The following is a 25,814-nucleotide window of genomic DNA, read 5'->3' as shown; positions in this document are numbered from 1 at the left end:
GCCGTAGCCACCGTTCAGCGCTTGGCGTAGCGCTGGTAGCGGTTCAGCCAGGGCGGAATCTCGCTCAGGCAGCGCACTTCGCCATGGGCCCGTTGCTGGCCCGCCCAGGCACTACCCTGTGGGTTGAACCACAGGGTATGCATGCCCACATCCAGTGCCCCCTGGATGTCATCACCCGGATGATCGCCAATATGGACCGCTTGCTGCGGCTCGACGCCAGCCCGTTCCAGTGCGGTGACAAAGGGTGCCGGATGCGGCTTGCTCAGGCCCACTTCGTCGGCCGAAACGATAATGCTGAAATAGCGGTCCAGACCCAGCCGGCGCACGTCGGCGTTGCCGTTGGAGATACACGCCAGCTGGTACTGGCGTGACAGCAGTTCCAGCACCAGTTCGGCATGCGGAAAGTATTCCAGCCGGTGCCGTGCGTCGATGAATACCTCGAAGCCTGCCAGCGCCAGTCGCTTTGCCTCGTCCGCTGAATAGCCTGCCTGGCGCAGGCCCAGCTCCAGCACCGCGATGCGCAGGGCTGTGACCCGGTGGCGCAGTTCGGGGTCGGCATCCAGTACCTCGGCCAGCAATGCCTTGCGGGCCTCCTTGTCACGGGCGGCGGTGTAATCCGGTGCCTGCTTGCCAAGCCAGTCGGCCAGCACCCGTTCGGCATTGGCTACCACCGATTCGGTTTCCCACAGGGTGTTGTCGAGGTCAAAGGTCACCAGTTGAATCATTTGTCTGCCTTGCGTTTGGCTCTGGGGTGGGCCTGATCATACACCTGCGCCAGGTGCTGGAAATCAAGATGGGTGTAAATCTGGGTGGTGCTGATATCGGCGTGGCCGAGCAGCTCCTGCACGGCGCGCAGGTCGCCGGAGGATTCGAGCATGTGGCTGGCGAAGGAGTGGCGCAGCATGTGCGGGTGCAGATGCTGGCCGATGCGCTCGATGCCGTGACGGCGCAGGCGCAGCTGGATGGCGCGCGGGGTCAGTGCGCTGCCGCGCTGGCTGACGAATACCGGCTGCTGCGCCCCTTCGCGCGCCGGGCGCACGCTGAACCAGTCGCGCAGGGCACGGCGCGCCATGCGCCCGACCGGCAACACGCGGGTCTTGTTGCCCTTGCCGGTTACCCGTACTTCGCCTTGCTGCAGATCGAGGTCGGCCATGTCTAGACCAGCCAGCTCCGACAGCCGCAGGCCGGAGGAGTAGAACAGCTCAAGCATGGCCTGATCGCGGCGCTGCAGCCAGTCGTCTTCGCCAGTGTTGTCGAGCAGCTGTGCGGTCAGGTCGGCGTCGAGGGTGCGTGGCAGGGTGCGCGGTGCCTTGGGCGCGCGCAGATCCTGTGCCGGGTTCTGGCGGCTGCGCCCTTCGCGCTGGAGAAAGCGGTAAAAGCTGCGAATGGCGCTCAGCAGGCGCTGCAGGCTGCGCGGTGCCAACCCATGCTGATGCTGGCTGGCGATGAAGTGGCGCAGGTGCTGGGTGTCCAGCTGGCCCCAGCCGGGCAAGCTGCGTTCGGACCGGTAAAGGTCGAGGCGGAGCAGGTCGTGGCGGTAGGCTTCGACGGTACGCGGCGACAGCCTGCGCTCAATGCGCAGCTGATCGAGAAACGCGCTGATGTCAGGGTCGGCGACGCCGGCCGGCTCAGGTGTGGCTTTCATCGGCCAGCGGGCGTTGGCGCAGCAGCACGCGGGCAAGCGCGTCGGCGACGTAGCCCAGAAACAGGGTGCCGGTGGCGCTGCGGTACTGCTGGGGGTCTTCGCTGCCCAGTGCCAGCACGCCATGCAGGCCCTGGTAGCGGATCGGTGCCAGCGCGGTGGAGGCCACCTGTTCGGCTGACTCGGCGAACAGGAAGCTCAGCTCGGCAGGACGCAGCGCACCGGCCAGCGGCTTGTCACTGTCCAGCAGGTGGCCGATGGCCTCCTTGGCCGCCGCGTGGGTGACGCAGTGGGCGTTGCTGTAGCGATCGGCCTCGGTAAACAGGATCAGGCTGACATGCGGCACCTGAAAGTCGGTGCGCAGGCTGTCTTCCAGGGTGGCAATCACCTGATCCGGACTCTGCGCTTCCAGCATGCCGAGAATCAGTCGACGGCTCTTGTCGAACAGTCTGTCGTTCTCGCGGGCGGTGTCCATCAACTGATTGAGCCGATGGCGAACATCGATATTGCGCTCGCGCAGCAGCTTGACCTGACGCTCCACCAGCGACACCGCATGGCCGGCCTCGTGCGGGACGATCAGATCGGCCAGCAGCTCGTCGTGCTCGACGAAGAAGGCCGGGTGGCGACGCAGGAAGTCTGCGACCTGTTCGGCGTTGATCTGTTCCGGCTGCGGTGTCTGCTGTTCCTTCATACGCGGATCTGTCCCTCGTAAACTCGGGTGGCGGGGCCGGTCATCAGTACCGGTTGGCCCGGGCCGGCCCACTCGATCTGCAGGCGGCCGCCGGGCAGATCGATCTGTACCGGTGAGTCGAGCAGGCCGAGGCGGATACCGGCAACGGCAGCAGCGCAGGCGCCGGTGCCGCAGGCCTGGGTCTCGCCGACGCCGCGCTCGTATACCCGCAGACGGGCGTGCTGGCGGTCAACCACCTGCATAAAGCCGGCGTTGACCTTGCGCGGAAAGCGCGGGTGCGCTTCGATCAGGGCGCCAAGGCGCTCCAGTGTGCCGTCGCGTACATCCGATACCAGGGTAACGCAATGCGGGTTGCCCATGGATACGGCGGCGACCTGCAGGGTCTCACCGCCAACCTCGAGGCTGTATTCGCAGGCTTCGGCGTCGGCCTGGAACGGGATCTCGGCCGGCACGAAACGCGGCGCACCCATGTCGACGGTGATCTGCTTGTCGCGGTTTACCTTGAGCACGATCGGGCCGCCGGCGGTTTCGACGTGGATGGTCTGCTTTGCGGTCAGGCGCTTGTCCTGTACGAAGCGGGCAAAGCAGCGCGCACCGTTGCCGCACTGTTCGACTTCGCTGCCGTCGGCGTTGAAAATCCGGTAGCGGAAGTCGGCATCGGGCGTGCTTGGCGGCTCGACCAGCAGCAGCTGGTCAAAGCCGACACCGGTGTGGCGGTCGCCCCACTGGCGGATCTGCTTGGCTGACAGCTGGGCGTGCTGGGTGACGAGGTCGATGACCATGAAGTCGTTGCCCAGCCCGTGCATCTTGGTGAATCGCAGCAGCATCTCAGGCCTCGGGCAGCAGTGATTCGCCGGCCAGCAGCTCGCTGACGGTTTCGCGGCGACGGACCAGATGGGTGGTTTCGCCGTCGACCAGGACTTCGGCGGCCCGTGGGCGGGTGTTGTAGTTGGAGCTCATGACAAAGCCGTAGGCACCGGCCGAGCGCACGGCCAGCAGGTCTCCTTCGGCCAGCGCCAGTTCGCGGTCCTTGCCGAGGAAGTCGCCAGTCTCGCAGACCGGGCCGACCAGATCCCAGGTTTGCACGGCAACGTCACTGCGCGGCTTGACCGCATCGATGCCCATCCAGGCGCTGTACAGGGCCGGACGGATCAGGTCGTTCATGGCGCCATCGATGATCGCGAAGTTTTTGTGTTCGGTCGGCTTGAGCAGGTTGACGCGGGTGAGCAGTACACCGGCGTTGGCCACGATCGAGCGGCCCGGCTCGAACACCAGGGTCAGGTCGCGGCCGGCCAGCGCCTCGCGGACCTTGGCCAGGTAGCTGCCGGGGCTCGGCGGCACTTCGTCACGGTAGGTCACGCCGAGGCCACCGCCGAGGTCGAGGTGGCGAATGCTGATGCCTTCCGCTGCCAGACCGTCGATCAGTTGCAGCAGGCGTTGCAGGGCGTCGATAAACGGCGTGTCGTCGGTCAGCTGGGAGCCGATATGGCAATCAACGCCACAGACCTCGATGTGACTCAGCTCGGCGGCGCGGCGGTAGACGGCCGGTGCCTGGGCGATGTCGATGCCGAACTTGTTTTCCTTCAGCCCGGTGGAAATATACGGGTGGGTCTTGGCATCCACATCCGGGTTGACCCGCAGCGAAACCGGGGCCTTGACGTCCAGCTCCGCAGCGACCTGCTGCAGACGCTCCAGCTCGGCGGCGGATTCGACGTTAAAGCAGTGGATACCCACTTCCAAAGCACGGCGCATTTCGGCGGCGGTCTTGCCCAGTCCGGAGAAGACAATCCGGGCCGGATCACCGCCGGCGGCCAGTACGCGCTCCAGTTCGCCACCGGAAACGATGTCGAAGCCGGCACCGCGGCGGGCCAGCAGGTTCAGCACGCCCAGGTTGGAGTTGGCCTTGACGGCGAAGCAAACCAGATGGGGAACGCCCTCCAGCGCGCTGTCCCAGGCGTCATAGGCCTGTTCGATGGCAGCACGGGAGTATACGAAGCAGGGCGTATCGTATTGCTCGGCAATAGCGGACAGGGCGACGCCTTCGGCGTAGAGTTCGCCGTTGCGATAATCAAACGCGGTCATGGATGCATCACTTCTCGGTCGATTGCTCGGTGGTCTCGGTTTGGACCGCGGAAGTGGCAGCCGTGTCCTCGGGCAGGTAGAGAGGGCCTTTCTGACCGCAACCGGTTAGAACCAGGAGCGTAAACAGGGCCGCAGCGAATGGCTTCATGTTGAAATCCTTACAGGTAGAATACCCGGCAGTATACCCAGCCACCCGGTCGGACGCATCAGCCAGCGGCCGGGCGGACGGAAAACGGCGCACAGGCGCCCGAGCCAGATGAGAGACAGACAATGCAGGACATGAGCGAAGCGGCATTTCACCAGACCGTGGATCGGGTGCAGGACCTGATCGAGCACGCCCTTGACGGCGGCGACCTGGATCTGGAGATGGAGCACATTGACGGTTCGCTGGTGCTGATACTGCCGGAGGGGCAGCGGCTGGTGGTCGGCCGCCAGCCGGCGTCACGCGAGCTGTGGCTGGCGACCCCGGACCGCACGCTGCACTTCAACTTTGATCACGAGCGCGGCTGGTTGCATGACAGCGGTGAAGGCACGCTGGGGGAGGTACTGGCTGGCGTGCTGGAAGAGTTCAGTGGTGAAGATGTCGAGCTGGATATCGACGCGGAGTCGTTGTGAGCAGCCGCGGGCGCCAGCCTTCCCCCTGCGTGCGCAAGTGCTGCCTGGACGGCGATCTGTGCATGGGCTGTGGCCGTCTGCTGGATGAAATCCTTGAGTGGGGCAAGGCGTCCGACCGTCGTCAGTGCGAGATCATTGATGCAGCCGCGCAGCGCCGCGCGGCCTGGCAGAATCCCTCCGCCGCATCGCGCTGAGCCCGCCGGACGTCAGGCCAGCGCCTGCATGGCGTCGTTCAATGCCGTTTCCAGCTGCTGCCGATAGCGCAGGTACTGAACGGTCTGCATGCGCCCGCCCGGGTCGATGGCGGACAGGTCCAGATCGGTGATGTAGCACGGATAGGCTTCGCGGTGGCGGCGCTGGCCGAGGATATGGCTCGCCACTTCCCGGTACAGGCGTTCGCCGTACTCCAGCTCGGAGAACTCCCGGTGATCGCAGAAAATGGTTACCCGCGGACCGCGGCTGCCGCCGGGCTCGGCGATCGCTTGGACCGCGTAGATGTCGGGATCCATGCCGCCACGCGGCAGTGGGCGCTGCTCGATGCGCAGCGGATGACCGTCAAGGGCCGGCAGAATGGCGTATACCAGCAAATCCCCTTCGTTCACGCTGCTGTCCAGTGGCTGGTTGGCCTGGCGGCGCTGCCGAATGCTCTGCAGAAACCGCAGCAGCGGCAGCAGCAGGGTCTGTTCGTCGCGGTAGCTCTGGCGTGTGCTCCATAGCGCACCGCGTTCATCCAGCAGGCTGATCTCGGCATAGCCCTGCGGCTTGAGACGGTAGAACAGCTGGATGCGCCCTGGCTGGTCCTGCGGCAGGATCAGCGCCAGATCCTGGCCTTGCAGGGCGTAGTTGTCCAATGCCAGCTTGCTGTAGCGTGGTGTGGGTTTGCCGAGGTAGCGCAGCAGCTGTTCACGGTCGCTGAGGGTCTGCATGCGGATCTGCTCATCCTGCCATTCCAGCGCACGGTAGCCGTTTTGCAACTGCAGCAGGAAGCGCTCTGGCTGACCCGAGAGCAGGTGGTTTGAGGCGTCACGAAACAGCTGCTCTACACGTTCGGCGATCGCGCTGGCCCGGTTGCGGCAGAAACAGCGTACCTCCAGCTCGGGCAGGCGCTGATGTTCGCGACCGCTGGTAAGGTAGTCCTGCAGGGCCTGCATGCAGGCTTCTTCGCCACTGTACTGATGCACCAGCAGCTCGTTCCAGCTGTTCAGGGTGATCTGATCGATGCTCAGAATCAGGTTGTCGCGCATCCCCGAGTAGCCCAGCGCATCGGTATGGCTGCTGATCAGGTGCAGGTTTTTCTGGCTGTTGCCGGGTAGCGGGTCGAGGCCGATATTGACCAGCAGCACTACCTTGCACGGCTCGCTGGCGCGCGACAGGGCGGTTTCGGTGAGTGCCGGCAACGGCAGCGGGAACTGCTGGCGCAGGCAATGCACGATACTGTTGAGTTCGTACTCGGTCAGGGCGCTGTCGCCCGGATGCAGGGCAAAGCGGGTAGCCCCGTCAATCACGCCGTTGCGCTGCCCCCAGGCCAGCAGCTCCAGCAACTGCCTCGACCGTTTCAGTGGCAGATGGTCGCTCAGCTCCTGCACGTTCAGTGTGCCGCGGTAGAGGCTCCAGTAGGGCTCCCCTTCGTCTGCCGACAGGTTCTGGCTGATGGTCAGCACCGGTTCGCTCAAATCCGGGCTGATGCCGGGATTGATGAACTCGATCTTGCCGGCCTTGCGCTCGAAGGCGGCATACAGACGACGGCCGAGCAGTGACAGGTCGCGGGCACTGACCTGATTGATCACATCCTGGCTGCGACCAAACTGCGACAGCAGCCGGTAGCTGTGGGTCAGCTCGTTGACCAGCTGGCGACGTTCGGCGCTGACCTCGCGGATGCGCCACTGGGTGCGGTCGTCCATCTGCTGCAGCTGACGCGGGCCCCAGTGCCACTCGCGCACCAGCTTTTCCATGATATTGCGCTTCCAGTCCATCATGCCGCTGCGCCGGCTCAGGCGCACATTGGCCTTGATGTACAGGCAGCGGCGCACCAGTTCCAGTCGCTCGGATTCGCCGCGGTTGACCAGATAACGCTCCAGTTTGCGGTACAGCATGACGTAGGGGTCCAGCTCGTCCTCGTCCAGCTGACCGGCAAAAATGGCCTGCTTGAAATCCAGACTGAGGCAGCGCACCTGCGGGTGTTCGCTGGAGTACACCTCGGTCAGCAGCAGCTTGAGCACCGATTTGTAGGGCGAGTCGATACCCTTGAACAGCTGCCACAGACCGGCGCCGACAAATTCCCCGGCGGGGATGCCGGCGACATGACCGAAGTCGAGGCTGTCGGCCTGCTTGATAAAGCGCTTGCTGATCAGCTGGTCGGTGTAGTGGGCGTAGCGCGCCTCCTCGTATACCGGCACCAGCCACCACAGCGGAAAACGGCCGCCGAGCAAAATGGCGGTGCGATAAAACTCGTCCAGCAGCAGGTAGTGCTGGGTGGTGCCGCAGTCCTCGATGCCGAGGGTGTTCTCACGCGCGCCCTGGGCGAAGTGGGTCGGGTCGACCAGGTGGAAGTGGGCTTCGCAGCTCTGGGTCGCTGCCCAGTCGCTGATCGCCTGACACTTGCGGCTCAGCTCGTCTCGCTGGGCGGCAGACAGATTGGGGGTGTGGCAGACCCAGATATCCAGGTCACTTTGTTCGGATTGGCCGATGGTACCGCCACTGCCCATCAGGTACAGCCCCTGAATGTGCGGCGTGAAGCCTGCGGGATGGCGGCGGTACTGGAAGCTGCGGGTCAGGCTCTGGGCCACCTGCAGGCTGGCGGTTTCCGGTTCGAAATTGGCCAGCCCGCAGGGCGTGTCGCGGGAAACAAAGCCGGGCAACAAGGGATAGTTGACGTCAAACAGCAGCGGGATCAGCTGCAGCACGTTGTACTGCCGGGTGGGCAGTGCCTGCAGAACTCGGCGCAAGCGCGTGGCGTTGAGTGCCATGAAGCGCTTGCGCAGGGTATTCAGAGCCTTGCGGTCAATGCCCTCTTCAATGCGTGGCTGGATTTCACCGTGCGACTGCATGTGGCGTGTCAGGATGCAGCAGTACGCAGAATGGTCAGCAGGGTCTGGCTGTGTTCGGCGGCGTCCAGGCCGAGGCTGGTCAGATAGCCGCCGTCGTGCTGGGTGATCAGGCCCTTGGCAAACAGACGCTCGGCGGCGGCGACAATCGCTGGATCGGCATCGTGGCTGTGGATCTTGAGTCCTTCCAGGGAGTTGGCCAGGTTGAACTGGCTGAGCAGGTTGATTTCGATGATTTCGTCGGATGTCAGCATGGCGGGGCCTTTTTTATCGGGTTTACAGTCAGTCTAGCCGGGTGTCGTTGTTGGCGCATTCAGAGCCATGATGACACTGGCGCATTATCACCTGAGCGGGTACAAATCAGGGCGCGTCACGGTGTCGCCACTTCCGCCTAACAATGGAGAACAACAGGATGATCAGACTACACGGCTTTGCCGCCAGCAACTACTTCAACATGGTCAAGCTGGGGCTGCTGGAAAAGGGCGTCGAGTTCGAAATCAATCACGTGCATGGCAGCCAGGACCCCGAGTTTCTGGCAATCAGTCCGCGCGGCAAGGTTCCGGTACTGGAGACCGACAAGGGCTTTCTCAATGAAACCAATGTCATCCTGGAATACATCGAGGAAACCCAGGGTGGCAAGCCGCTGCTGCCGAGCGATCCCTATGAGCGCGGGGTGGTGCGGGCGCTGACCAAGGAGATCGAGCTGTATATCGAACTGCCGGCCCGTTCCTGCTTTATGGAAGTGTTTTTCGGTGGCAAGGTCGATCAGGCGATCAAGGACAAGGCCCGCGTCGAGTTGCTGGCCGGTGTTGCCACCCTGGCCCGTCATGCCCGCTTTGCGCCCTACGTGGCCGGCAGCGAAATGACCATCGCCGACCTGTTCTTCCTCTACAGCTTTGATCTGGCCTGCACTGTGGCGCAGAAGTTGTTTGATCTTGACCTCAAGGCCGAGTTGCCGCAGGGCGTGGCGCTGCTGGAGCTGTTGGCGCAGAACCCGAATGTGCAGCAGGTCGCAGCCGATCGTGACGCCGAAATGGCTGCGTTTATGGCGGCGATTCGGGCTCGTAAGTAAGCGGTCGGTTGGTTGCGGAGCGGTGAATATCGGTTAGCTGTTTCCCGCATTGTGCTGGTGTCGAATCCGCTTTTCGCCTTTCACGGCGAGCCAAGGGGAGGCTGCTTGCCCAGCCCCCCTTGGCGATCCCCCCGGGCACCCGGCTACGCGGCCCTTCGGGTTCGCTGCGTTGCTCGGGCTGACGGGGAGTCATAAAACTCGGCTCTTCGAGCCTCAGACATCCTATGACTCTTTTTCCCGTCAACCCTGCGCTACTCGCCCGCGTAAACGGGACGAACCCCGGGTGCACACTCAAGCATTTGAGCACTTGGTTAATTTCCATGGTGTCATTCCCTACTGTGTCGCGCGGGTGTCTGCGAAGCGCCTTATGTGAGGACAGCAAACCCGTCCTTGGCATATCCTTTGCTGCATGAACTGCACGTTCGTGCAGCAGGATTCCAGGAGTTGCCCATGTCTTTTCCCGATACCGATTTTCTCCGTGCGCTGCCCAAGGCCGAGCTGCACATGCATCTGGAGGGCAGTCTTGAGCCCGAATTGATGTTTGCGCTGGCCGAGCGCAACGGCATCACCTTGCCCTACGCCGATGTGGAGGCGCTGCGCGGCGCCTATGAGTTCGGCAACCTGCAGGACTTTCTCGATCTTTACTATCAGGGCGCCGATGCCCTGCGTACCGAGCAGGACTTCTTTGACCTGACCTGGGCCTACCTGCAGCGTTGCGCTGCCGACGGTGTGGTGCACGTCGAGCCGTTCTTTGACCCGCAGACGCACACGGTGCGCGGTATACCCATTGCGGTGCAACTGGCCGGTATCTCACGGGCGCTGGCCGAGGGCGAGCGGCAGCTGGGTATCAGCTCGCGGCTGATCCTCAGCTTCCTGCGCCACCTCAGTGAGGACGATGCCATCGCCACGCTGGAAGAGGCGCTGCCGCTGCGCGAGCATTTCGTCGCCGTCGGGCTGGACAGTTCCGAGCGGGGCAACCCGCCGGACAAGTTCCAGCGCGTGTTTGCCATGGCCCGGGAGGCCGGGCTGGCCTGCGTGGCCCATGCGGGTGAAGAGGGGCCGGCCGAGTACATTGAACAGGCGCTGGATCTGCTCAAGGTAGTGCGTATCGATCACGGTGTACGCTGTGTCGAAAGCCCGGCGCTGGTCCAGCGGCTGATCGCCGAGCAGATGCCGTTGACCGTTTGCCCGCTGTCCAATACCCGCCTGAAGGTATTTGCCGACATGCGCGAGCACAACATCCTGCAGTTGCTGGAGCAGGGCGTGAAGGTCACCATCAACTCGGATGATCCGGCCTATTTTGGCGGTTATCTTTTGGCCAACTTTGTCGCGGTGCGCGATGCCCTGAACATGACCCGTGAGCAGGCGATTGCGCTGGCGCGCAACAGCATTACGGCGAGTCTGCTGAGTGAAGCCGAGCAAGCCGGATGGCTGGCAAAACTGGCCGAGGCGGCCTGAGGCGGGAGCGGGGCACGGCAGGCCGTGCCCTGCGGTCAAATCAGTCCAGCATGTCCTTGAAGCGCTCATCGGTGCGGAAGGTCAGCGCCTTGCTGAACCCGGGCACCTGAATCTGCGCGTCGCTGATCTCGATTGCCGACTCGTCGATCATGTTCTGACCGAAGTTGTAGATGATATCCAGCTGGCCCTTGAGTGCGCGCTGGTCATAGGCCGCGGCCGCGGCGCGGGTCTGTTCGCGGCGCTGCTGCCAGGCCTCGAATGCCTCGGCCCCGTAGCGTTTTTTCAGCATCCGTTCGACGACCGTCGGGGCGATCACTACGGCACTGGCGTTATTGCCGCCAAAGCCCTTGGAGTTGATAAAGGCGACTTCCAGCGGCAGCTGGCTGCGGTCGATATCGTGGGTGCTGATCAGCAGACGGTGCTGGTGCACATCATCGGCGACCTGATCAATGGTCTTGATGCCCGGGATAATCTGGTACTTGAAGCTGCCGAGGGTTGCGGCCAACTGATCGGCACTGGCGCTGGCCAGTGAATGCCCGACGTAGGCTTTCACCGCCGCGACCGGCCAGCTGCTGATGTCGAACGCCTCGGCCACGCGGTCGAGAATTTCCGACTCGGTTACCCGGTTGGCGGGGGTGCTGGAGCCGTGAGCCTGAATGAAACTGCGCTGGCGCACCGCCTCCGGGCCAACGATCTGCATGGCCGCGTGGACCGCTTTGGCCATGGTCAGATAGTTGCCGGGGCCGGGTGCGGAAATCGATTTCTTGAAACCGTCGGCGTTGATGAACACGTCCGGCACCGCGCCGTGAATATCTGCGCCCAACTCCATCGCCAGGGCGTCGTCCATCAGCACAAAGAACTGGCCGGACTCTGCCAGGGTAAAACCGCAGTTGGCGCTGAACGGGCGGCTGGCACGGCGGAAGTCGACCTCGTCGCTGCCGCCAATCTGGCGTAGACCGTCTTCGGTGGCCAGCGCGCCCATGGCGCCGTAGCCCTCGATGCATTCCTGGGTAATCGGCGCTTCCCCGTTGCCGACCAGTACCACGCGGGCGCGGCCGCTGGTGATCATGTCGCTGCCTTTTTGCAGGTTATAGAGGAAGCTGGCGCAGGCGCCGGTGATGGCGCCGGTGGTGCCGACGCTGCCGAGAATATAGGCATTGATAAAGTCGGCCGGCATGCTGTTCAGGCCGAGCGCGAGCTGCTTGGCGCTGACCCGGCCGCCTTTCAGGCGCGACTGCATCAGGCCGCCGAAGCTGTTTTCGTCAAGCTGGCTCATGGCGCTGCTGGCAAACACCGCGACTTCGTCGGGTTCAACACTGTTGGCGATGGTCTGCCAGTCGATGCCGACCGAGCGCAGGGCGTCGGTGGCGGCAACGATGGTCAGCTGCAGGCCGCGCGGATGAAAGCGCGAGGCGTACAGCTCACCGGGCTCCAGGCCACTGGGCAACTGGCCGGCCGACTTCACCGGCAGGGCGCGGAAGCTGTCGACCTTGAGATCGCAGCCGTCATACACGGTGACCATGACTTCGGTGTCGTTCAGCGGCTCAACCACCCAGTCGCTCGGCAGCGGCTCGGGCAGCTGCTTGCTCAGGGTAATGAAGGAGAAGGGCTTGCCGGCTTCACCGGTGACGGTCAGATTCTTTTGCCAGTGGGCGGCGTCGACGTCCAGATAGCGCTTTTCGATGCGGCGTACCAGGGTGCCGTCGAGGATCTGCTGGCCAAAACGCTGCTCAATGTCGGCGAGAGTCAGCGGCTGGCCATCGGTATCGATATATTGATCGTTCTCGACGCTCACCAGCTTCATCAGTACGGCCAGGCCTGCGAGTGTCTCCTGCCGCTCGGCAGCGGGCAGGGACTCGATCACCATGCGCCGAAAACCGTGGTGGAAAGAGCTGCGGCCGGCGGCGTTGTAGCCGCCGAAGCCGACAATGACCGGTAAACGCGACATCAGACTGGACTCCTGGCTGTGTCCTGAGCTCCTGCAACAGGGGCGTAATCGGGCGCTACCTGGCTATTGAAAGCCGCTGCCCGATCAATGGGACTATTGGATTGTTGGTTTCGATGTCAGTGCTGACGAGAAATGTAACCGGCTGGTCACGTTTAGACCACTGTGTTTTGTAATCGGGCCGGGCTGCAGGTCACTGCCGGTAAAGCGCTGCGGCCAGAATCCGTTGTACATCGCCGCGCTGTTTTACCCTGCGCAGTGCGGCATCCAGCCGATCACGCAGGCCTTCGGCATCGGGATGGGCGCGGGATATGAAAAGGTAGACATCCATACGCACCAGCGGGTCACTGGCAATGCTGTCGGCCGGCAGCGCATCGATCAGGCTGCGCATCGGATCGTCATAGTTGAGCAGATAGGGCGCGCGATTGTGCAACAGCATCTGCAACGCCCCGGAGTGGCTGTTGGCGTAGGCAATCCGAACCCGAGCGCCGGGGGCCTTGAGCTGTTCGCCGAGTGCGCCATAACGGTAGGCGCCAATCAGAATCACGCTGCTGCCTGCCAGGTCCGCCGGGCTGCGGATGGCCGGTTGCAGCGGCTTGCGGTAGATGTTCAGGGCCAGGTTGAACACCGGGACATTGCCCTGCAGGGCGCCGACCAGCATTCCCGGGTGCCCTTCGCCGCCCATGGAGACGGTCGTCTGCCCCTGCTGCAGCCTGCTGTACAGACGGGCGGGGGGGTAAGCGCGTGTGGCAAAGGGCAAGTCGGCCTCGGCAAACAGCGCGTCGGCCAGCGCCAGCACCGGGCCGCCGGGCTCCCCCTGGTCGTCGATCTGGAAGTACGGGGGGAAGTCGGCCAGCGCGAACTCGAGCGGAGCCGGCTCCTGGGCACAGGCTGGAAGTACCGTCAGTGACAGTGATAACAGGCTGACAAGAAAGACAAGACGCCTCACCAATTGCTCCCGCCTTATCCGTATGGCTTCTTCTCCAACCTAGGTGGTGGGGCGTGATACGTCAAACCGGCGGTGCTGATCAGCTGGCCGGTTCGTAGATCACGTAGACCTTGCGGGTGCGCTCGCGGACTTCCCAGCTGCCGCTGAAACCGGCGGGGATGACGAAGCGGTCGCCGGTGCGCAGTACCCGGCTGTTGCCGTCGGCGTCATGCAGTACCGACTCGCCCTCGAGGATCTCGCAGTACTCGTGCTCGCTGTAGCTGACGGTCCAGTGGCCGGGTTCGGCTTCCCAGATGCCGGTGCTGAACTGGCCGTCCGGGCTGCTGTAGTGATTGCGCACGTTCTGTGCCGGGTCGCCGCTGATGATCTTGGCGGCGTCCGGACGGTAGTGCTCTGCCGGGGTGTCGGCAGTGGCGAAATCAATGATGCTGGAAATACTCATGATGGCTCCCTGTAAGGTTTTGGCTGCCGTCGTTTCCGACAGCAGCCGGACAAGCTCAGGCGGTGCGACGAATCACGGTAGCGAGGGTGTCGACCAGACGATCCAGTTCGGCCTTCTCCACGGTCAGCGGTGGCGACATGGCAATGATGTCGCCGCTGCAACGCACCATTGCGCCTTCCCAGAAACAGCCATCGAACACCTCGTAGCCACGGACACCGGGGGCGTCCGGACGACTGGCCAGGTGCACGGCGCCGACCAGTCCGGTGTTGCGGATGTCGATCACGTTCGGCAGGTCGCGCAGGCTGTGTAGCGCATCGGCCCAGTAGTCTTCCAGCTCGGCAGCGCGGGTCAGCAGCTGTTCGTTGGCATAGATATCGAGCGTTGCCAGCGCGGCGGCGGCAGCGACCGGGTGACCGGAGTAGGTGTAGCCGTGGAAGAACTCGATCAGCCCCTGCGGGCCCTGCATGAAGGCGTCGTGAATATGCTGGGCAACAAACACCGCGCCCATCGGGATTGAGCCGTTGGTCAGCCCCTTGGCGGTGGTGATGATGTCCGGCGTGACGCCCCAGCGTTGCGAGGCGAAGGGTGCGCCAACGCGGCCGTAACCGGTAATGACCTCGTCAAAGATCAGCACAATGCCGTGCTTGCGGGTTATCTCGCGCAGCCGCTGCAGATAGCCCTGGGGCGGCAGGATGACGCCCGCCGAGCCCGACATCGGCTCGACGATGACGGCGGCAATGTTCTCGGCGCCGTGCAGGGTAACCAGTGCTTCCAGGGCCTCGGCCCGCTCGATACCGAAGGTCGGCAGGCCCTTGGTGAAGGCGTTGCGCTCCAGATCCAGGGTGTGTGGCAGGTGGTCTACCCCCGGCAGTTGCGGGATGAACGCCTTACGATTGTTGCCCATGCCGCCGACCGATACGCCGCCAAAACCGACGCCGTGATAACCCAGCTCACGGCCGATCAGTCTGGTCCGGGTGCCCCGGCCGATGGCGCGTTGATAGCCCAGTGCAATCTTCAGGGCGGTATCGACCGACTCGGACCCCGAGTTGGTGAAAAACACCCGGTTCAGGCCTGCCGGGGCCAGCTCACTCAGCCGCTCGGCCAGCTGGAACGGCAGCGGGTGGCCCATTTGGAACGTAGGCGCAAAGTCCATCTGCTGGATCTGGCGGCTGACGGCTTCGGAGATCTCGCGACGACCGTGCCCCGCGTTGCAGCACCACAGCCCCGAAGTGCCGTCGAGCACCTGGCGCCCTTCGACGTCGGTGTAGTAGACGCCGGACGCGCTGGCCAGCAGCCGGGGCTTGGCCTTGTACTGACGGTTCGCGGTAAAGGGCATCCAGAACGGGTCAAGGCTGAGGTCCTGGGCGGGTGTCGGGTGCTGCAAGCTGGTCATGATGCAATCCTGGCTGAGGGGTGAAGTGAGGCAGACTGCAACGTCATCGTCGGGAGGGGTGGGCGGTGGCGCTGATGCAGGAAAGTCTATGTCAAAAATAACAAACGTCAAAGGGGTGTTTAGCGAAACAGAGCGGTTCTTTTATTATCGTTTGTCAAAAATATTGAATTATTCCCGCGGACTGAATTACTGTTGCCGGAATTTCAATTCCCTTCAGCGCAACAGCAGCGAGGAGCAGAACATGAGCAAGGCAGTCAGTCTGCAGGACTGGGAGCAGCGCGCGGCCGCGCTGCAGATTCAGGGCCAGGCGTTTGTGGCCGGCCAATATCAGCCGGCGATCAGCGGCGAGACCTTTGACTGTGTATCGCCGATCGACGGTCGCGTGCTGGCGCAGATCGCCAGCTGCGATCAGGCCGATGCCGACCAGGCGGTGGCCAATGCCCGTGCGGTGTTTGACAGCGGCGTCTGGTCACGCAAGGCGCCGGTTCAGCGCAAGCGCATCATGCAGCGCTTTGCCGATCTGATCGAACAGCACAGCGAGGAGCTGGCGCTGCTGGAAACCCTCGACATGGGCAAGCCGATTGGCGATTCCATGGCGGTCGACATTCCCGGTGCAGCCCGCTCGATCCGCTGGAGCGCTGAGGCAATCGACAAGGTCTACGACGAAGTGGCACCTACCGCCCACGACGAGCTGGGTCTGGTGACCCGCGAGCCGGTCGGTGTGGTTGCGGCCATTGTGCCGTGGAACTTCCCGCTGCTGATGGCCAGCTGGAAACTGGGCCCGGCACTGGCAACCGGTAACTCGGTGGTTCTGAAACCGTCGGAGAAGTCTCCGTTGACTGCCATCCGTGTCGCTGCGCTGGCGGTTGAGGCTGGTATCCCGGCGGGCGTGCTGAACGTGTTGCCCGGTTACGGCCACACCGTCGGCAAGGCGCTGGCGCTGCACATGGATGTCGATACCCTGGTGTTCACCGGCTCCACCCGCGTAGCCAAGCAGTTGATGATCTACGCCGGCGAGTCGAACATGAAGCGCGTCTGGCTGGAAGCCGGTGGCAAGAGTCCGAACGTGGTCTTCGCCGATGCACCGGATCTGGATGCCGCGGCTGAAGCTGCGGCCAGCGCTATCGCCTATAACCAGGGCGAGGTCTGTACCGCCGGCTCGCGTCTGCTGGTGGAAGAGTCGATCCGCGAGGCGTTTGTCGCCAAGGTGGTTGAGGCGCTCAAGCGCAGCTGGGCACCGGGTCACCCGCTGGATCCGAATACCAGCGTGGGTGCGCTGGTCGATACAACCCAGATCGAAACCGTGCTGCGCTATATCGACGCCGGTCACGCCGACGGTGCAACCCTGAAGCTCGGCGGCAAGCGGGTGATGGAAGAAACCGGCGGGCTGTTTGTCGAGCCCACCGTGTTCGATGGCGTCACCAACAGCATGCGGATTGCCCGCGAGGAAATCTTCGGGCCGGTGCTGTCGGTCATCGGCTTCAGCAGCTTCGACGAAGCCATGCAAATTGCCAACGACACCATCTACGGTCTGGCCGCTGCAGTCTGGACCAGCGACCTGTCCAAGGCGCACCGCGCGGCGCGTACCCTGCGCGCAGGCAGCGTCTGGGTCAACCAGTACGACGGCGGCGACATGACCGCGCCCTTTGGTGGCTTCAAGCAGTCCGGTAACGGCCGCGACAAGTCGCTGCACGCCTTCGACAAGTACACCGAACTGAAGGCGACGTGGATCAAGCTCTAAGCAGCTGCGCTGCTTGGAGCAGCGGCAAACTGCAAGCCTCAAGCTGCAAGTAAAACCCGCGTAGCACCGAGCTGCGCGGGTTGTCTCGCAGTCTTGCATAGTAAAAAACGAAACAATCGTTGACGGCCCCGCCGCGCAACTAATCCTTTTGCAGCTTGCAGCTTGCAGCTTGCAGCTTGCAGCTTGCAGCTTGCAGCTTGAGACCCCTATGAACTGGAAAACCTACACCGTTGTCACCGCCGCGGTGGTGATCGTCGGGCTGGCGCTTGGCGTGACCCTGCCGCTGGTGTCGCTGCGCCTGCACGAATGGGGTTACAGCACCTTTGCCATTGGCATCATGGCGGGGATGCCGGCGGTGGGTATTGTGCTGGGCTCGCGTTTGAGCGGGCGGCTGGCGGGACGGCTTGGTTCGGAGAATACCCTGCGCCTGGTAATGGTCTGCAGTGCGGTATCGGTTGCGCTGCTGGCGATCTGGCCGAGCTATGCGGTCTGGCTGCTGCTGCGGCTGGTGCTGGGCATTTCGCTGACGGTGACCTTTATCCTTGGCGAAAGCTGGATCAATCAGATTGTGCCGGATCGCCTGCGCGGGCGGCTGGTGGCGGTATACGGCAGCGGTTTTGCCCTCAGCCAACTGTGCGGGCCGTTGCTGCTGGGCTTTATCGGCACCGAGGCGGACAGTGGTTTCTGGCTGTCCACCGGGCTGCTGGTGTTCGGCAGTCTGATGCTGATGACCGTCTCCGGTGCGCCGGTGGTGGATGCGGCCGCCGCAGGCGGGCGTGGCCTGCGCCGCTTCATCCGTCAGCTGCCGGCGATTGCCTGGGCGATGGTGCTGTTTGCCGGGTTTGAAACCATGACCCTGACCTTGCTGCCGGTTTATCTGATCCGCGAGGGCTTTGCCCAGCAGCTGGCGCTGATCATGGTCAGCACCGTGGTGGTCGGCGATGCGGTGCTGCAGGTGCCGGTTGGTGCGCTGGCGGATCGAGTCTCGCGCACCGCGCTGTTCAGGTTCTGCGGGTTGATATTGCTGCTCAGCAGTATTGCCTTGCCGCTGGTACTGCATACGGTGCTGATCTGGCCGGTGCTGGTGCTGTTTGGCGCCAGTGCCGGCGCGCTCTATACCCTGTCGATCATTCTGGTTGGGCAGCGTTACCGGGATGATGAACTGGTGCGCGCCAATGCCCACATCGCCATGCTCTGGGGCCTTGGCTGTTTGCTCGGGCCGATGCTGACGGGCGCGGTCAGCCAGTGGCTGACCGGCCACGCACTGCCGATCATGATGGCCATTGCTGCGCTGATCTTCGTGCTGCTGGCGCGCCGGCCCGGGGCGTTCGACGCGGTCAGCATCGACCGCGCCTGATGGTTGGGCTCAGTCCCAGCGGTACTCTACGTCCAGGCCAAGCAGCCAGCTGCGCTCCGGCGCCGGTTCGTAGTAGCGCGCGCCGGCGCCGTTGACGATCAGTGAGCCGATGTACTCGCGGTCGGTCAGGTTGTCGATGCGGACGAACGGCTCCAGCTGCAGATTGCCGAGCTGCTGGCGGTAGCTGGCGCGCCAGTTGAAGGCCGCATAGCCTGCGGCGTCGGCGCTGTTGTCGTCGTTGGCGTAGCGCTGGCTCAGGCTCTGCATTTCCAGCGCGGTGCTCACCTGTTCGGTCGGTTGCCAGGCCAACTCGGCGTAGAGGCTGTGGCGCGGTACGCCGGGCAGGCGGTTGCCGGCCAGATCATCGCCGTTACCGTTGATGTAGCGGTCGAAATGCGCGTCCAGCCAGGTGTAGGCCAGGTAGCCTGTCAGGCTTGAGGCAAGCTGCTGCTCGACGCTGAGCTCAAGGCCGCGACGGGTCGATTTGCCGGCATTGGCATAGGTGGAGCGGTCAGTGTTCAGCTGCGGCTCGCCGGTGACGATTTCATCGTCGACCCGGGCATGGAACAGCGCCACATCGATCTGCGTCCGGTCACGGCGCAGTTTGAAGCCGACCTCGGCGTTATCGGCAGTGCTCGGGCGCAGGTCCAGATTCAGGCCGCTGCCGTTCGGACGGTAGGCCAGCTCCTGTGCGGTCGGTGTTTCAAATCCCTTGCCAACGGCGGCGTAGACGCTGACGGTCGGTGTCCACTGGTAGCTCAACCCGAGTGCCGGCGTGGTTTCGTCGTAGCGGACCGAACCGCTGTCGTCCTGACCGTCGGCCAGGTACTTGTCGTCGGAATCGAAGTTGACCTTGCTGTAGCGCGCGCCGGCAGTCAGGCTCCAGCGCGGTGCCAGCTGCCAGGTGCTGATCAGGTAGGCTTCGCGGCTTTCCACCCGGTTGAACTCTTCACGTTGCAGACCGCCCTTGCGGCCGAACTGGTTTACAAAGCCCTTGCGGCCTTCGCCCTGATAATTCCAGCCAAGGCCCGCGGCCAGGGTGACCGGCAATGCGAACAGCGATGTGTCGCGTTGCCAGCCCAGCTCGCTGCCGCCGAAACGGCGATCAAGCTCGATGACGCCCCCGCCGGAATACTGCGAATCGCCGGGGAAAGCCAGAAACTGCTGCACGTCGCGCTCGCCGCCGTAGACCATTACGGTGATCTGGTCATCGTTGGCCAGGCGGCGCTGGTAGTTCATCCCGGTTTGCTGGTGGCTGACGCTTTTGCGGGTATCGAATCGCTCGGCCTGGGCTACGGCCTGCTGGCGGTCAGCGGCCAGCGCGGCGGCGGTCAGGCCCAGCGGGTCCTGGGTGTCCGGCTGGTCCAGCGCACTGAACAGCAGGGTCAGGCTGGAGGTATCGTCGATATCCCAGCCCAGACGCAGGTTGGCCATGTCGCGGCGGGTTTCGCTGTGGTCGCGGTAACCGTCGGTTTCGAGTCGGGAAATGTTGGCGGCGACATTGAGGTCGCCATATTGAGCGCCGTACTTCAGGCGTTCTCGCCAGAGTCCGTCGCTGCCGATGCTGCTGCGGCTGCTCAGGGTAGGGTAGTAGCTGCCTTCGCTGCTGAAGCCTTGAATGATGCCGCCCGAGGCGTTGCCGTACAGGCTGCTGAGCGGGCCACGCAGCACTTCGATGCGTTGCAGGTTATCGAGATCGAATAACGCTGGCTGGCCTTGACCGTCGGGCATGGTCAGTGGGATGCCGTCCTGCAGCAGGCGCACACCGCGCACGCCGAACTGGGCGCGGGCGCCGAAGCCGCGGGATGAAATCTGTACGTCCTGGGCGTAGTTCTGGCGGTTCAGCGCAAGCAGGCCCGGCACCCTTTGTAGGGGCTCGGACAGGTTGGCACCGAGATTGGCTGTTGGTAGCTGCTCGGCGAACAGGCTGCTGCGCGCCAGTGGCAGGCCCAGGTCACGGCTGTCATCGCTGGCACCGAGCACGGTCTGGGAGGGCAGTCTGAGCGCATCTGGGCCGCTGTACGCGAGGTGGGTTGTGCAGAGCAACGCGCTGCTGATCACGACCCGAAACGAAGTGGGTTTCATCGGCACGGACTGTTGTTATCGGATGTGTTTCGCCTGAATGGCGGTGTCTGGCAGCAGTCTATCAGGGGGCTCTTGTCAGGGCAGCTGGAATGGCAGGGGGGATTTGGGGGAGCCGAACGAGGCTTATTGTTTTGAAGTGAAAGTAAATTGGGTGTATCTTTGCGCGTTATTAAGGTTTTTCTGGGAGATGCTCTTTTTCTTGCTGTAACTTTTGCAAGGAGCGTCTTCGTCGTCGGGAGGTATAACGCATGCATATGATGCACGATCTTTATCTTGCCCTGCGCCGTTTGCAGCGCGCCAGCGAGATTCACGCCAAGCGTCTTGGTCGCCACAGTGGCCTGACGCCCATTCAACTGCTCATTCTGCACAGCATCAAGGCCATGGGAGAAAGCACCCTGGGAGATCTGGCGCGGCAGGTGAGTGTATCGCAAGCCACGCTCAGTACCATCATTGATCGTCTGGAAAGTCGCGACCTGTTGCATCGGGTGCGCAGTACCAGCGACAAGCGCAAGGTGCATCTGGCCCTGACTGAAAAGGGGCTGGCGGCCATTCAGGCCGAACCCGCGCTGCTGCCGGGTGCCTTCCTTGAGCGCTTTGGCCAACTGGCGGACTGGGAGCAACTGATGCTGCTGGCCAGTTTGCAGCGCGTTGCCGGGCTGCTTGAAGAAGGTCAGCAGGTACGCCCCGAACTGTTCGACGGCGAAACCGCCGCCTGATTCCGGTGCCCGGTTCGCGGGCATCGATTGTCCCAACGCTTTTTTCTTTGTCCGGGTATTGCCTGCGCGCGTCCGCACGCTTAGCATGTTTGAAATATCAAACAAGGCTGTTTTAAATGCGTTACGACAGCCGAAGCACTCCCTGTTACGAGGACTTTTCGGATGGAACTGCATTGCCCTGACCTGTTTCGCCAGCAAGCCTATGTCGCCGGTCACTGGTGCGAGGCCGACAAGGGCGCCCGTACCGAGATCGCCAATCCGGCGACCCATGAACGACTTGGCAGTGTGCCGAACATGGGCGGCGAAGAAACCCGTCGCGCCATTGAAGCGGCCCGCGAGGCGCAGCAGCAATGGCGTCAGCGCACCGCCAAGGAACGCGCGCAGGTACTGCGCAAGTGGTTTGAGCTGATGATGCAGAACCAGGAAGACCTGGCGCGCATCATGACCGCAGAACAGGGCAAACCGCTGGCCGAGGCCCGTGGCGAAGTGGCTTATGCCGCCTCCTTCCTGGAATGGTTCGCCGAAGAGGCCAAACGGGTCTATGGCGACGTGATTCCCGGTCATCAGGCCGACAAGCGCATTCTGGTGCAGAAGGAGCCGGTCGGTGTGACCGCGGCCATTACGCCCTGGAACTTCCCCGCAGCCATGATTACCCGCAAGGTCGGCCCGGCGCTGGCCGCCGGCTGTTCGATGGTACTCAAGCCGGCACCGCAAACGCCGTTCTCGGCACTGGCGCTGGCCCACCTGGCCGAGCAGGCCGGCGTGCCGGCCGGCCTGTTCAGCGTGGTCACTGCCGATGTGGATCGCTCCCGCGAAGTGGGTGATGAGCTGTGCAGCAACCCGGTGGTGCGCAAGCTGTCCTTCACCGGCTCCACCGGTGTTGGCATCAAGCTGATGGAGCAGTGCGCTCCGACGTTGAAGAAGCTGTCGCTGGAATTGGGCGGCAACGCGCCCTTCATCGTCTTTGAGGATGCCGATCTGGATGCCGCGGTCGAGGGCGCGATGATCTCAAAGTACCGCAACGCCGGTCAGACCTGCGTCTGCGCCAACCGTATCTACGTACAGGATTCGGTCTACGACGCGTTCGCTGCCAAGCTGGCCGATGCGGTGGCCAAGCTCAAGGTCGGTGACGGCACCGAAGCGGGCGTCACGACCGGGCCGTTGATCGACGCCCGCGCTGTGGAAAAAGTGCAGCGCCATCTCAAGGATGCCACCGACAAGGGCGCCAAGGTCATCGCTGGTGGCAAGCCGCATGAACTGGGCGGCTTCTTCTTCGAGCCGACCATTCTGACCGGCGTGGACAGCAGCATGGCCGTCGCCCGCGAAGAGACCTTCGGCCCGCTGGCGCCGCTGTTCCGCTTCAGCGACGAGACTGACGTGATTCGTCAGGCCAACGATACCGAGTTTGGCCTGGCGGCCTACTTCTATGCCCGTGATCTTGGCCGTGTGTTCCGCGTTGCCGAGGCGCTGGAGTATGGCATGGTGGGCATCAATACCGGCCTGATCTCCACCGAGGTCGCGCCGTTCGGCGGTATGAAGGCCTCCGGTCTTGGCCGCGAAGGTTCGAAGTACGGCATCGAGGAATACATCGAGATCAAGTACCTCTGTCTGGGCGGCATCTGAGCCGCCCCTGTGCACCAACCTGACGGGGAGCCGTTTGCTCCCCTTACTTCCCGCGAGGCGGTTATGAGCAAGACCAACGAGTCCCTGATGCAGCGGCGGCACAATGCTGTCGCGCGTGGTGTAAGCCAGATTCACCCGATTGCGGTACAGCGTGCGGAAAACGCGACCGTCTGGGATGTGGAAGGCCGACAGTACATCGACTTTGCCGGCGGCATTGCGGTGCTCAATACCGGCCACCGTCACCCCAAGGTGATGGATGCCGTGCGCCGTCAGCTGGATCAGTTCACCCACACCTGTTTTCAGGTTCTGGCCTATGAGCCCTATATCGCCCTGTGCGAGCGCCTGAACGAGAAGGTACCCGGCGGCTTCGCGAAGAAGACCCTGCTGGTGACGACCGGCTCCGAAGCGCTGGAAAACGCGGTCAAGATCGCCCGTGCCGCGACCGGCCGCGCGGGTGTGATTGCCTTCACCGGCGCCTACCACGGCCGCACCATGATGACCCTGTCGATGACCGGCAAGGTTGTGCCCTATTCGGCAGGTATGGGCCTGATGCCGGGTGGCGTCTATCGCGCCCAGTTCCCCTGCCCGTTGCACGGGGTCAGTGACGATGACGCGATTGCCAGTATCGAGCGGATTTTCAAGAACGATGCCCAGCCGCAGGATATCGCCGCCATTGTCATCGAGCCGGTGCAGGGCGAGGGCGGTTTCTATGTCGCCAGCCCGGCCTTTATGCAGCGCCTGCGCGCGCTCTGTGACCAGCACGGCATCATGCTGGTGGCAGACGAGGTGCAGACCGGCGCTGGCCGGACCGGCACCTTCTTCGCCATGGAACAGATGGGCGTCGCTGCCGATCTGACTACCTTCGCCAAGTCCATCGCCGGTGGCTTTCCGGTGGCAGGCGTGTGCGGCCGGGCGGAGGTAATGGACGCCATCGCCCCCGGCGGCCTCGGCGGTACCTACGCCGGCAGCCCGCTGGCCTGTGCTGCGGCATTGGCGGTGATGGAGGTGTTTGAAGAGGAAAACCTGCTGGCGCGCAGCCGTACCGTGGGCGAGATCCTCACCGGCCGCCTGAATGCGCTGGCGGCAGACGACAAGCGTATCGGTGATGTGCGCGGCCTTGGCGCGATGGTCGCCTGTGAGCTGTTCACTGCCGATGGTTCGCCGGATGCCGAGCTGACTGGCCGCATCGTCGCGGCAGCGCGCGACAAGGGGCTGATCCTGCTGTCGTGCGGTCAGTACGGCAATGTTATCCGCATTCTGGTGCCGCTGACCGCGACCGATGTCGAGCTGCACGCCGGCATGGACATCATCGCCGCCTGCTTCGCCGAGCTGTAGGGGCACAGCATGCCGTGCCCGTGGTCCTGACCGCACGCTGGTGCGGCCATCCCGGATATGGGCGCCGAGCGGTGCTCAGAAGGTCGACAGCCCGCTCGCTTCCATAACGCGATAGACCAGATAGCGCCAACGGCTGTGGTCTGCAAAATCTGCGTAGGGCAGGCTGTAGACCGCACCGTTGGCGTTCTGCCATTGGCGTTCGAAGTCGGCTCGCTGGGCGCTGATCTGCGGGTCATCGCTGTGGCTGACCAGCCGTACGCTGGTTTCTAGATTGAGGTCGTGCAGGTTGCGCCGGGTGAAGTTGGCGGAACCGGTGATCAGCTCGGCACTGCCGTCAGCCCTGTCCAGACGAACCCACTTGCGATGACACTGCTCCCCGACGGTCGCGCACCAGCGCACCTCAATGCCGGCGTCGTGCAGGTCCCATGCCGCCTGTCGATTGGGAATGCCATTCTTCTCGCGGCCAAAGGCATCGCGGTTGGGGTCCAGCATCACGCGTATCCGTGCGCCGCGCTCCCGGGCAGCGATCAGCGCCTCAATGATGGGCCGTGACGACAGGTAAAATACCTCAACGTCGAGCTGGTCGTTACCCTGCGCCGAGTTGATCAGTTGCAGCAGCCCAGCCTCGATTTCGCCCTCGGTCAGTACCTGCAGCTGGTTGCCAGCCGCGGGCCTGGTATCAAGCGCCGGTGCAGACGGCCAGTTGATCGCGGCCGGATAGCCGGATATCAGCGCGACGGCGCGTTCGGTCTGCAGCAGGTCCAGCGCCGCGGCGCCGCTGAACTGCACGGCGCTGTTATCGTGCCGGCTGCTGGCATCGTGCGGGTTCATCGAGGTAACCAGCGCCTTCCATTCGCTGCCGGTGCCGACCACCAGCGTCTTGCGGTGGTTGGCGCGGAAGTTCAGCAGGTGCAGGTAGCTGCGCAGGGTGACCTTGCCCGGGCCAACCGGGTTCGGCAGCCAGCCCCCTTCGGTGCTGTTGCCCAGGTAGCTCCAGCACAGGCTCCAGATGCCGGTCCACAGCGGGTTGGACGCCGGCAACCGGCTGAGATCGGTCATGACCACATCCACTCCGGCGGCGCGCAGTCGTGCGAAGTGGGCAGGTTCAAGACCGCCGTACAGGGTGTTGAACGGGTCGGTAATCAATACCACCGGCATCTCGGGATGCTGCTGGCGCGCGTGGATCAGGGCGTCGGTCAGTTCGGCCGACAGTGGTCGATAGCTGTCCGTGCCGGCAAAGTCGTTGAACAGGAACATGTCGATCACCAGCAGCTCACGGGCCTCGCCGATCAGCGCGAGGATATGGTTCATGATCTCTTGCCGGATCTGTTCGTCGCCGTTGCTGTCGCGCCAGGTCTGATCAAACAGCAGCAGGGCGTCGTCTGCCGGGCGCAGTGGGGTGCTGGCAGACAGGCCTGCGGGCATCGGGCGCCAGGCGGCGATCAGGCAAGCGACAAGGATCGCGGTGGCGAGCAGCAGAACGCCGAGGCGGAGCAGGTTTGTTGTGAGCATGGTGCGCGTCGGTTGTGGGCAGGTGTTCAGCCTGCCGAAGCGGGCTGGGTAATGCAATGGGGTGCTGGCAGGCGTCTTGGGTCGGCTGCGTGCTAACCTGTGGGCGGATTCC

Annotated in this window: 23 protein-coding genes; 9 read left to right on the top strand and 14 right to left on the bottom strand. The window is 63.6% G+C overall.

Annotated elements, in window-relative coordinates:
- Nucleotides 1-14 precede the first annotated feature (14 nt).
- The 6 genes from O5O48_RS03925 to lptM are packed head-to-tail and all read right to left on the bottom strand — an operon-like array spanning nucleotide 15 to nucleotide 4,563.
- Nucleotides 15-725, bottom strand: coding sequence for an HAD family hydrolase (locus tag O5O48_RS03925; protein WP_228245679.1), 711 nt, complete (start codon nucleotides 723-725; stop codon nucleotides 15-17).
- Complete coding sequence (gene xerC / locus O5O48_RS03920) at nucleotides 722-1,645, bottom strand: tyrosine recombinase XerC (protein WP_269688201.1); 924 nt, start codon at nucleotides 1,643-1,645, stop codon at nucleotides 722-724. Before xerC ends, O5O48_RS03925 begins: the two co-directional genes overlap by 4 nt.
- Nucleotides 1,629-2,333 carry a DUF484 family protein gene (locus tag O5O48_RS03915; protein WP_228245681.1) on the bottom strand — a complete coding sequence of 235 codons (705 nt, stop codon included), beginning with the start codon at nucleotides 2,331-2,333 and terminating at the stop codon, nucleotides 1,629-1,631. Before O5O48_RS03915 ends, xerC begins: the two co-directional genes overlap by 17 nt.
- On the bottom strand, nucleotides 2,330-3,160 hold the full coding sequence (gene dapF, locus O5O48_RS03910; RefSeq protein WP_088276275.1) for a diaminopimelate epimerase: 831 nt from the start codon (nucleotides 3,158-3,160) through the stop codon (nucleotides 2,330-2,332). The genes O5O48_RS03915 and dapF overlap by 4 nt, the downstream gene beginning before the upstream one ends.
- 1 nt (nucleotide 3,161) lies before the next feature.
- A complete protein-coding gene (gene lysA / locus O5O48_RS03905; protein ID WP_088276273.1) occupies nucleotides 3,162-4,415 on the bottom strand; it encodes a diaminopimelate decarboxylase in 1,254 nt (417 codons plus the stop codon).
- 7 nt (nucleotides 4,416-4,422) lie between these two features.
- Nucleotides 4,423-4,563: an LPS translocon maturation chaperone LptM gene (gene lptM, locus O5O48_RS03900; RefSeq protein ID WP_103904635.1), complete on the bottom strand. Its 141-nt coding sequence runs from the start codon at nucleotides 4,561-4,563 to the stop codon at nucleotides 4,423-4,425.
- A gap of 122 nt (nucleotides 4,564-4,685) precedes the next feature.
- Between lptM and cyaY the strand changes: the two genes are divergently transcribed.
- On the top strand, nucleotides 4,686-5,030 hold the full coding sequence (gene cyaY / locus O5O48_RS03895; protein WP_269688200.1) for an iron donor protein CyaY: 345 nt from the start codon (nucleotides 4,686-4,688) through the stop codon (nucleotides 5,028-5,030).
- The gene (locus tag O5O48_RS03890) at nucleotides 5,027-5,224 is read left to right on the top strand and encodes a DUF1289 domain-containing protein (protein ID WP_088276270.1); all 198 of its coding nucleotides are present in this window, start codon (nucleotides 5,027-5,029) and stop codon (nucleotides 5,222-5,224) included. The genes cyaY and O5O48_RS03890 overlap by 4 nt, the downstream gene beginning before the upstream one ends.
- A gap of 12 nt (nucleotides 5,225-5,236) precedes the next feature.
- Here O5O48_RS03890 and O5O48_RS03885 read toward each other — a convergent pair whose 3' ends face one another.
- Both O5O48_RS03885 and O5O48_RS03880 read right to left on the bottom strand, forming a co-directional pair.
- Nucleotides 5,237-8,077 carry a class I adenylate cyclase gene (locus O5O48_RS03885; RefSeq protein WP_269688199.1) on the bottom strand — a complete coding sequence of 947 codons (2,841 nt, stop codon included), beginning with the start codon at nucleotides 8,075-8,077 and terminating at the stop codon, nucleotides 5,237-5,239.
- Between the two features lie 8 nt (nucleotides 8,078-8,085).
- The gene (locus O5O48_RS03880) at nucleotides 8,086-8,328 is read right to left on the bottom strand and encodes a TIGR02647 family protein (RefSeq protein WP_088276268.1); all 243 of its coding nucleotides are present in this window, start codon (nucleotides 8,326-8,328) and stop codon (nucleotides 8,086-8,088) included.
- A 158-nt stretch (nucleotides 8,329-8,486) separates the two neighbouring features.
- On the opposite strand from O5O48_RS03880, the gene O5O48_RS03875 reads away from it, so the two are divergent.
- A complete protein-coding gene (locus tag O5O48_RS03875; RefSeq protein ID WP_233048778.1) occupies nucleotides 8,487-9,146 on the top strand; it encodes a glutathione S-transferase family protein in 660 nt (219 codons plus the stop codon).
- Between the two features lie 450 nt (nucleotides 9,147-9,596).
- Nucleotides 9,597-10,604: an adenosine deaminase gene (locus O5O48_RS03870; protein ID WP_233048779.1), complete on the top strand. Its 1,008-nt coding sequence runs from the start codon at nucleotides 9,597-9,599 to the stop codon at nucleotides 10,602-10,604.
- 40 nt (nucleotides 10,605-10,644) lie between these two features.
- Here the strand turns inward: O5O48_RS03870 and O5O48_RS03865 are convergent, their stop codons facing one another.
- The 4 genes from O5O48_RS03865 to O5O48_RS03850 form a co-directional block, all read right to left on the bottom strand.
- The gene (locus tag O5O48_RS03865; protein WP_269688198.1) at nucleotides 10,645-12,552 is read right to left on the bottom strand and encodes a beta-ketoacyl synthase; all 1,908 of its coding nucleotides are present in this window, start codon (nucleotides 12,550-12,552) and stop codon (nucleotides 10,645-10,647) included.
- Between the two features lie 190 nt (nucleotides 12,553-12,742).
- Nucleotides 12,743-13,498 carry a substrate-binding periplasmic protein gene (locus O5O48_RS03860; protein WP_269688197.1) on the bottom strand — a complete coding sequence of 252 codons (756 nt, stop codon included), beginning with the start codon at nucleotides 13,496-13,498 and terminating at the stop codon, nucleotides 12,743-12,745.
- A 79-nt stretch (nucleotides 13,499-13,577) separates the two neighbouring features.
- On the bottom strand, nucleotides 13,578-13,940 hold the full coding sequence (locus tag O5O48_RS03855) for a cupin domain-containing protein (protein WP_233048782.1): 363 nt from the start codon (nucleotides 13,938-13,940) through the stop codon (nucleotides 13,578-13,580).
- 55 nt (nucleotides 13,941-13,995) lie between these two features.
- Nucleotides 13,996-15,333: an aspartate aminotransferase family protein gene (locus tag O5O48_RS03850; RefSeq protein ID WP_269688196.1), complete on the bottom strand. Its 1,338-nt coding sequence runs from the start codon at nucleotides 15,331-15,333 to the stop codon at nucleotides 13,996-13,998.
- A gap of 241 nt (nucleotides 15,334-15,574) precedes the next feature.
- Between O5O48_RS03850 and O5O48_RS03845 the strand changes: the two genes are divergently transcribed.
- Both O5O48_RS03845 and O5O48_RS03840 read left to right on the top strand, forming a co-directional pair.
- Nucleotides 15,575-17,074 (top strand): aldehyde dehydrogenase, encoded by a 1,500-nt coding sequence (locus tag O5O48_RS03845; protein WP_269688195.1) that lies wholly within the window; start codon nucleotides 15,575-15,577, stop codon nucleotides 17,072-17,074.
- 208 nt (nucleotides 17,075-17,282) lie between these two features.
- Nucleotides 17,283-18,431: an MFS transporter gene (locus tag O5O48_RS03840; protein WP_269688194.1), complete on the top strand. Its 1,149-nt coding sequence runs from the start codon at nucleotides 17,283-17,285 to the stop codon at nucleotides 18,429-18,431.
- 9 nt (nucleotides 18,432-18,440) lie between these two features.
- Here O5O48_RS03840 and O5O48_RS03835 read toward each other — a convergent pair whose 3' ends face one another.
- Nucleotides 18,441-20,516 carry a TonB-dependent receptor family protein gene (locus tag O5O48_RS03835; RefSeq protein WP_269688193.1) on the bottom strand — a complete coding sequence of 692 codons (2,076 nt, stop codon included), beginning with the start codon at nucleotides 20,514-20,516 and terminating at the stop codon, nucleotides 18,441-18,443.
- A 248-nt stretch (nucleotides 20,517-20,764) separates the two neighbouring features.
- On the opposite strand from O5O48_RS03835, the gene O5O48_RS03830 reads away from it, so the two are divergent.
- The 3 genes from O5O48_RS03830 (at nucleotide 20,765) to gabT (ending at nucleotide 24,190) form a co-directional block, all read left to right on the top strand.
- The gene (locus tag O5O48_RS03830) at nucleotides 20,765-21,232 is read left to right on the top strand and encodes a MarR family winged helix-turn-helix transcriptional regulator (protein WP_088276256.1); all 468 of its coding nucleotides are present in this window, start codon (nucleotides 20,765-20,767) and stop codon (nucleotides 21,230-21,232) included.
- 162 nt (nucleotides 21,233-21,394) lie between these two features.
- Nucleotides 21,395-22,855, top strand: a complete 1,461-nt coding sequence (gabD, locus tag O5O48_RS03825; RefSeq protein WP_269688192.1) for an NADP-dependent succinate-semialdehyde dehydrogenase — start codon at nucleotides 21,395-21,397, stop codon at nucleotides 22,853-22,855.
- A 63-nt stretch (nucleotides 22,856-22,918) separates the two neighbouring features.
- Complete coding sequence (gene gabT / locus O5O48_RS03820) at nucleotides 22,919-24,190, top strand: 4-aminobutyrate--2-oxoglutarate transaminase (RefSeq protein WP_269688191.1); 1,272 nt, start codon at nucleotides 22,919-22,921, stop codon at nucleotides 24,188-24,190.
- Between the two features lie 75 nt (nucleotides 24,191-24,265).
- On the opposite strand, the gene O5O48_RS03815 is transcribed toward gabT, so the two are convergent.
- Nucleotides 24,266-25,702: a phospholipase D-like domain-containing protein gene (locus O5O48_RS03815; RefSeq protein WP_269688190.1), complete on the bottom strand. Its 1,437-nt coding sequence runs from the start codon at nucleotides 25,700-25,702 to the stop codon at nucleotides 24,266-24,268.
- Nucleotides 25,703-25,814 lie beyond the last annotated feature (112 nt).

This window comes from Halopseudomonas sp. MFKK-1, from assembly GCF_027474385.1.
GTDB lineage: Bacteria > Pseudomonadota > Gammaproteobacteria > Pseudomonadales > Pseudomonadaceae > Halopseudomonas > Halopseudomonas aestusnigri.
This window is presented reverse-complemented; position numbering and strand designations above follow the sequence as displayed.

What these genes read in the sequence shown, in the direction of transcription:
- O5O48_RS03925 (WP_228245679.1), bottom strand. Translation starts at nt 725, where the DNA reads ATGATTCAACTGGTGACCTTTGACCTCGACAACACCCTGTGGGAAACC.
- xerC (WP_269688201.1), bottom strand. Translation starts at nt 1,645, where the DNA reads ATGAAAGCCACACCTGAGCCGGCCGGCGTCGCCGACCCTGACATCAGC.
- O5O48_RS03915 (WP_228245681.1), bottom strand. Translation starts at nt 2,333, where the DNA reads ATGAAGGAACAGCAGACACCGCAGCCGGAACAGATCAACGCCGAACAG.
- dapF (WP_088276275.1), bottom strand. Translation starts at nt 3,160, where the DNA reads ATGCTGCTGCGATTCACCAAGATGCACGGGCTGGGCAACGACTTCATG.
- lysA (WP_088276273.1), bottom strand. Translation starts at nt 4,415, where the DNA reads ATGACCGCGTTTGATTATCGCAACGGCGAACTCTACGCCGAAGGCGTC.
- lptM (WP_103904635.1), bottom strand. Translation starts at nt 4,563, where the DNA reads ATGAAGCCATTCGCTGCGGCCCTGTTTACGCTCCTGGTTCTAACCGGT.
- cyaY (WP_269688200.1), top strand. Translation starts at nt 4,686, where the DNA reads ATGCAGGACATGAGCGAAGCGGCATTTCACCAGACCGTGGATCGGGTG.
- O5O48_RS03885 (WP_269688199.1), bottom strand. Translation starts at nt 8,077, where the DNA reads ATGCAGTCGCACGGTGAAATCCAGCCACGCATTGAAGAGGGCATTGAC.
- O5O48_RS03880 (WP_088276268.1), bottom strand. Translation starts at nt 8,328, where the DNA reads ATGCTGACATCCGACGAAATCATCGAAATCAACCTGCTCAGCCAGTTC.
- O5O48_RS03875 (WP_233048778.1), top strand. Translation starts at nt 8,487, where the DNA reads ATGATCAGACTACACGGCTTTGCCGCCAGCAACTACTTCAACATGGTC.
- O5O48_RS03870 (WP_233048779.1), top strand. Translation starts at nt 9,597, where the DNA reads ATGTCTTTTCCCGATACCGATTTTCTCCGTGCGCTGCCCAAGGCCGAG.
- O5O48_RS03865 (WP_269688198.1), bottom strand. Translation starts at nt 12,552, where the DNA reads ATGTCGCGTTTACCGGTCATTGTCGGCTTCGGCGGCTACAACGCCGCC.
- O5O48_RS03855 (WP_233048782.1), bottom strand. Translation starts at nt 13,940, where the DNA reads ATGAGTATTTCCAGCATCATTGATTTCGCCACTGCCGACACCCCGGCA.
- O5O48_RS03850 (WP_269688196.1), bottom strand. Translation starts at nt 15,333, where the DNA reads ATGACCAGCTTGCAGCACCCGACACCCGCCCAGGACCTCAGCCTTGAC.
- O5O48_RS03845 (WP_269688195.1), top strand. Translation starts at nt 15,575, where the DNA reads ATGAGCAAGGCAGTCAGTCTGCAGGACTGGGAGCAGCGCGCGGCCGCG.
- O5O48_RS03840 (WP_269688194.1), top strand. Translation starts at nt 17,283, where the DNA reads ATGAACTGGAAAACCTACACCGTTGTCACCGCCGCGGTGGTGATCGTC.
- O5O48_RS03835 (WP_269688193.1), bottom strand. Translation starts at nt 20,516, where the DNA reads ATGAAACCCACTTCGTTTCGGGTCGTGATCAGCAGCGCGTTGCTCTGC.
- O5O48_RS03830 (WP_088276256.1), top strand. Translation starts at nt 20,765, where the DNA reads ATGCATATGATGCACGATCTTTATCTTGCCCTGCGCCGTTTGCAGCGC.
- gabD (WP_269688192.1), top strand. Translation starts at nt 21,395, where the DNA reads ATGGAACTGCATTGCCCTGACCTGTTTCGCCAGCAAGCCTATGTCGCC.
- gabT (WP_269688191.1), top strand. Translation starts at nt 22,919, where the DNA reads ATGAGCAAGACCAACGAGTCCCTGATGCAGCGGCGGCACAATGCTGTC.
- O5O48_RS03815 (WP_269688190.1), bottom strand. Translation starts at nt 25,702, where the DNA reads ATGCTCACAACAAACCTGCTCCGCCTCGGCGTTCTGCTGCTCGCCACC.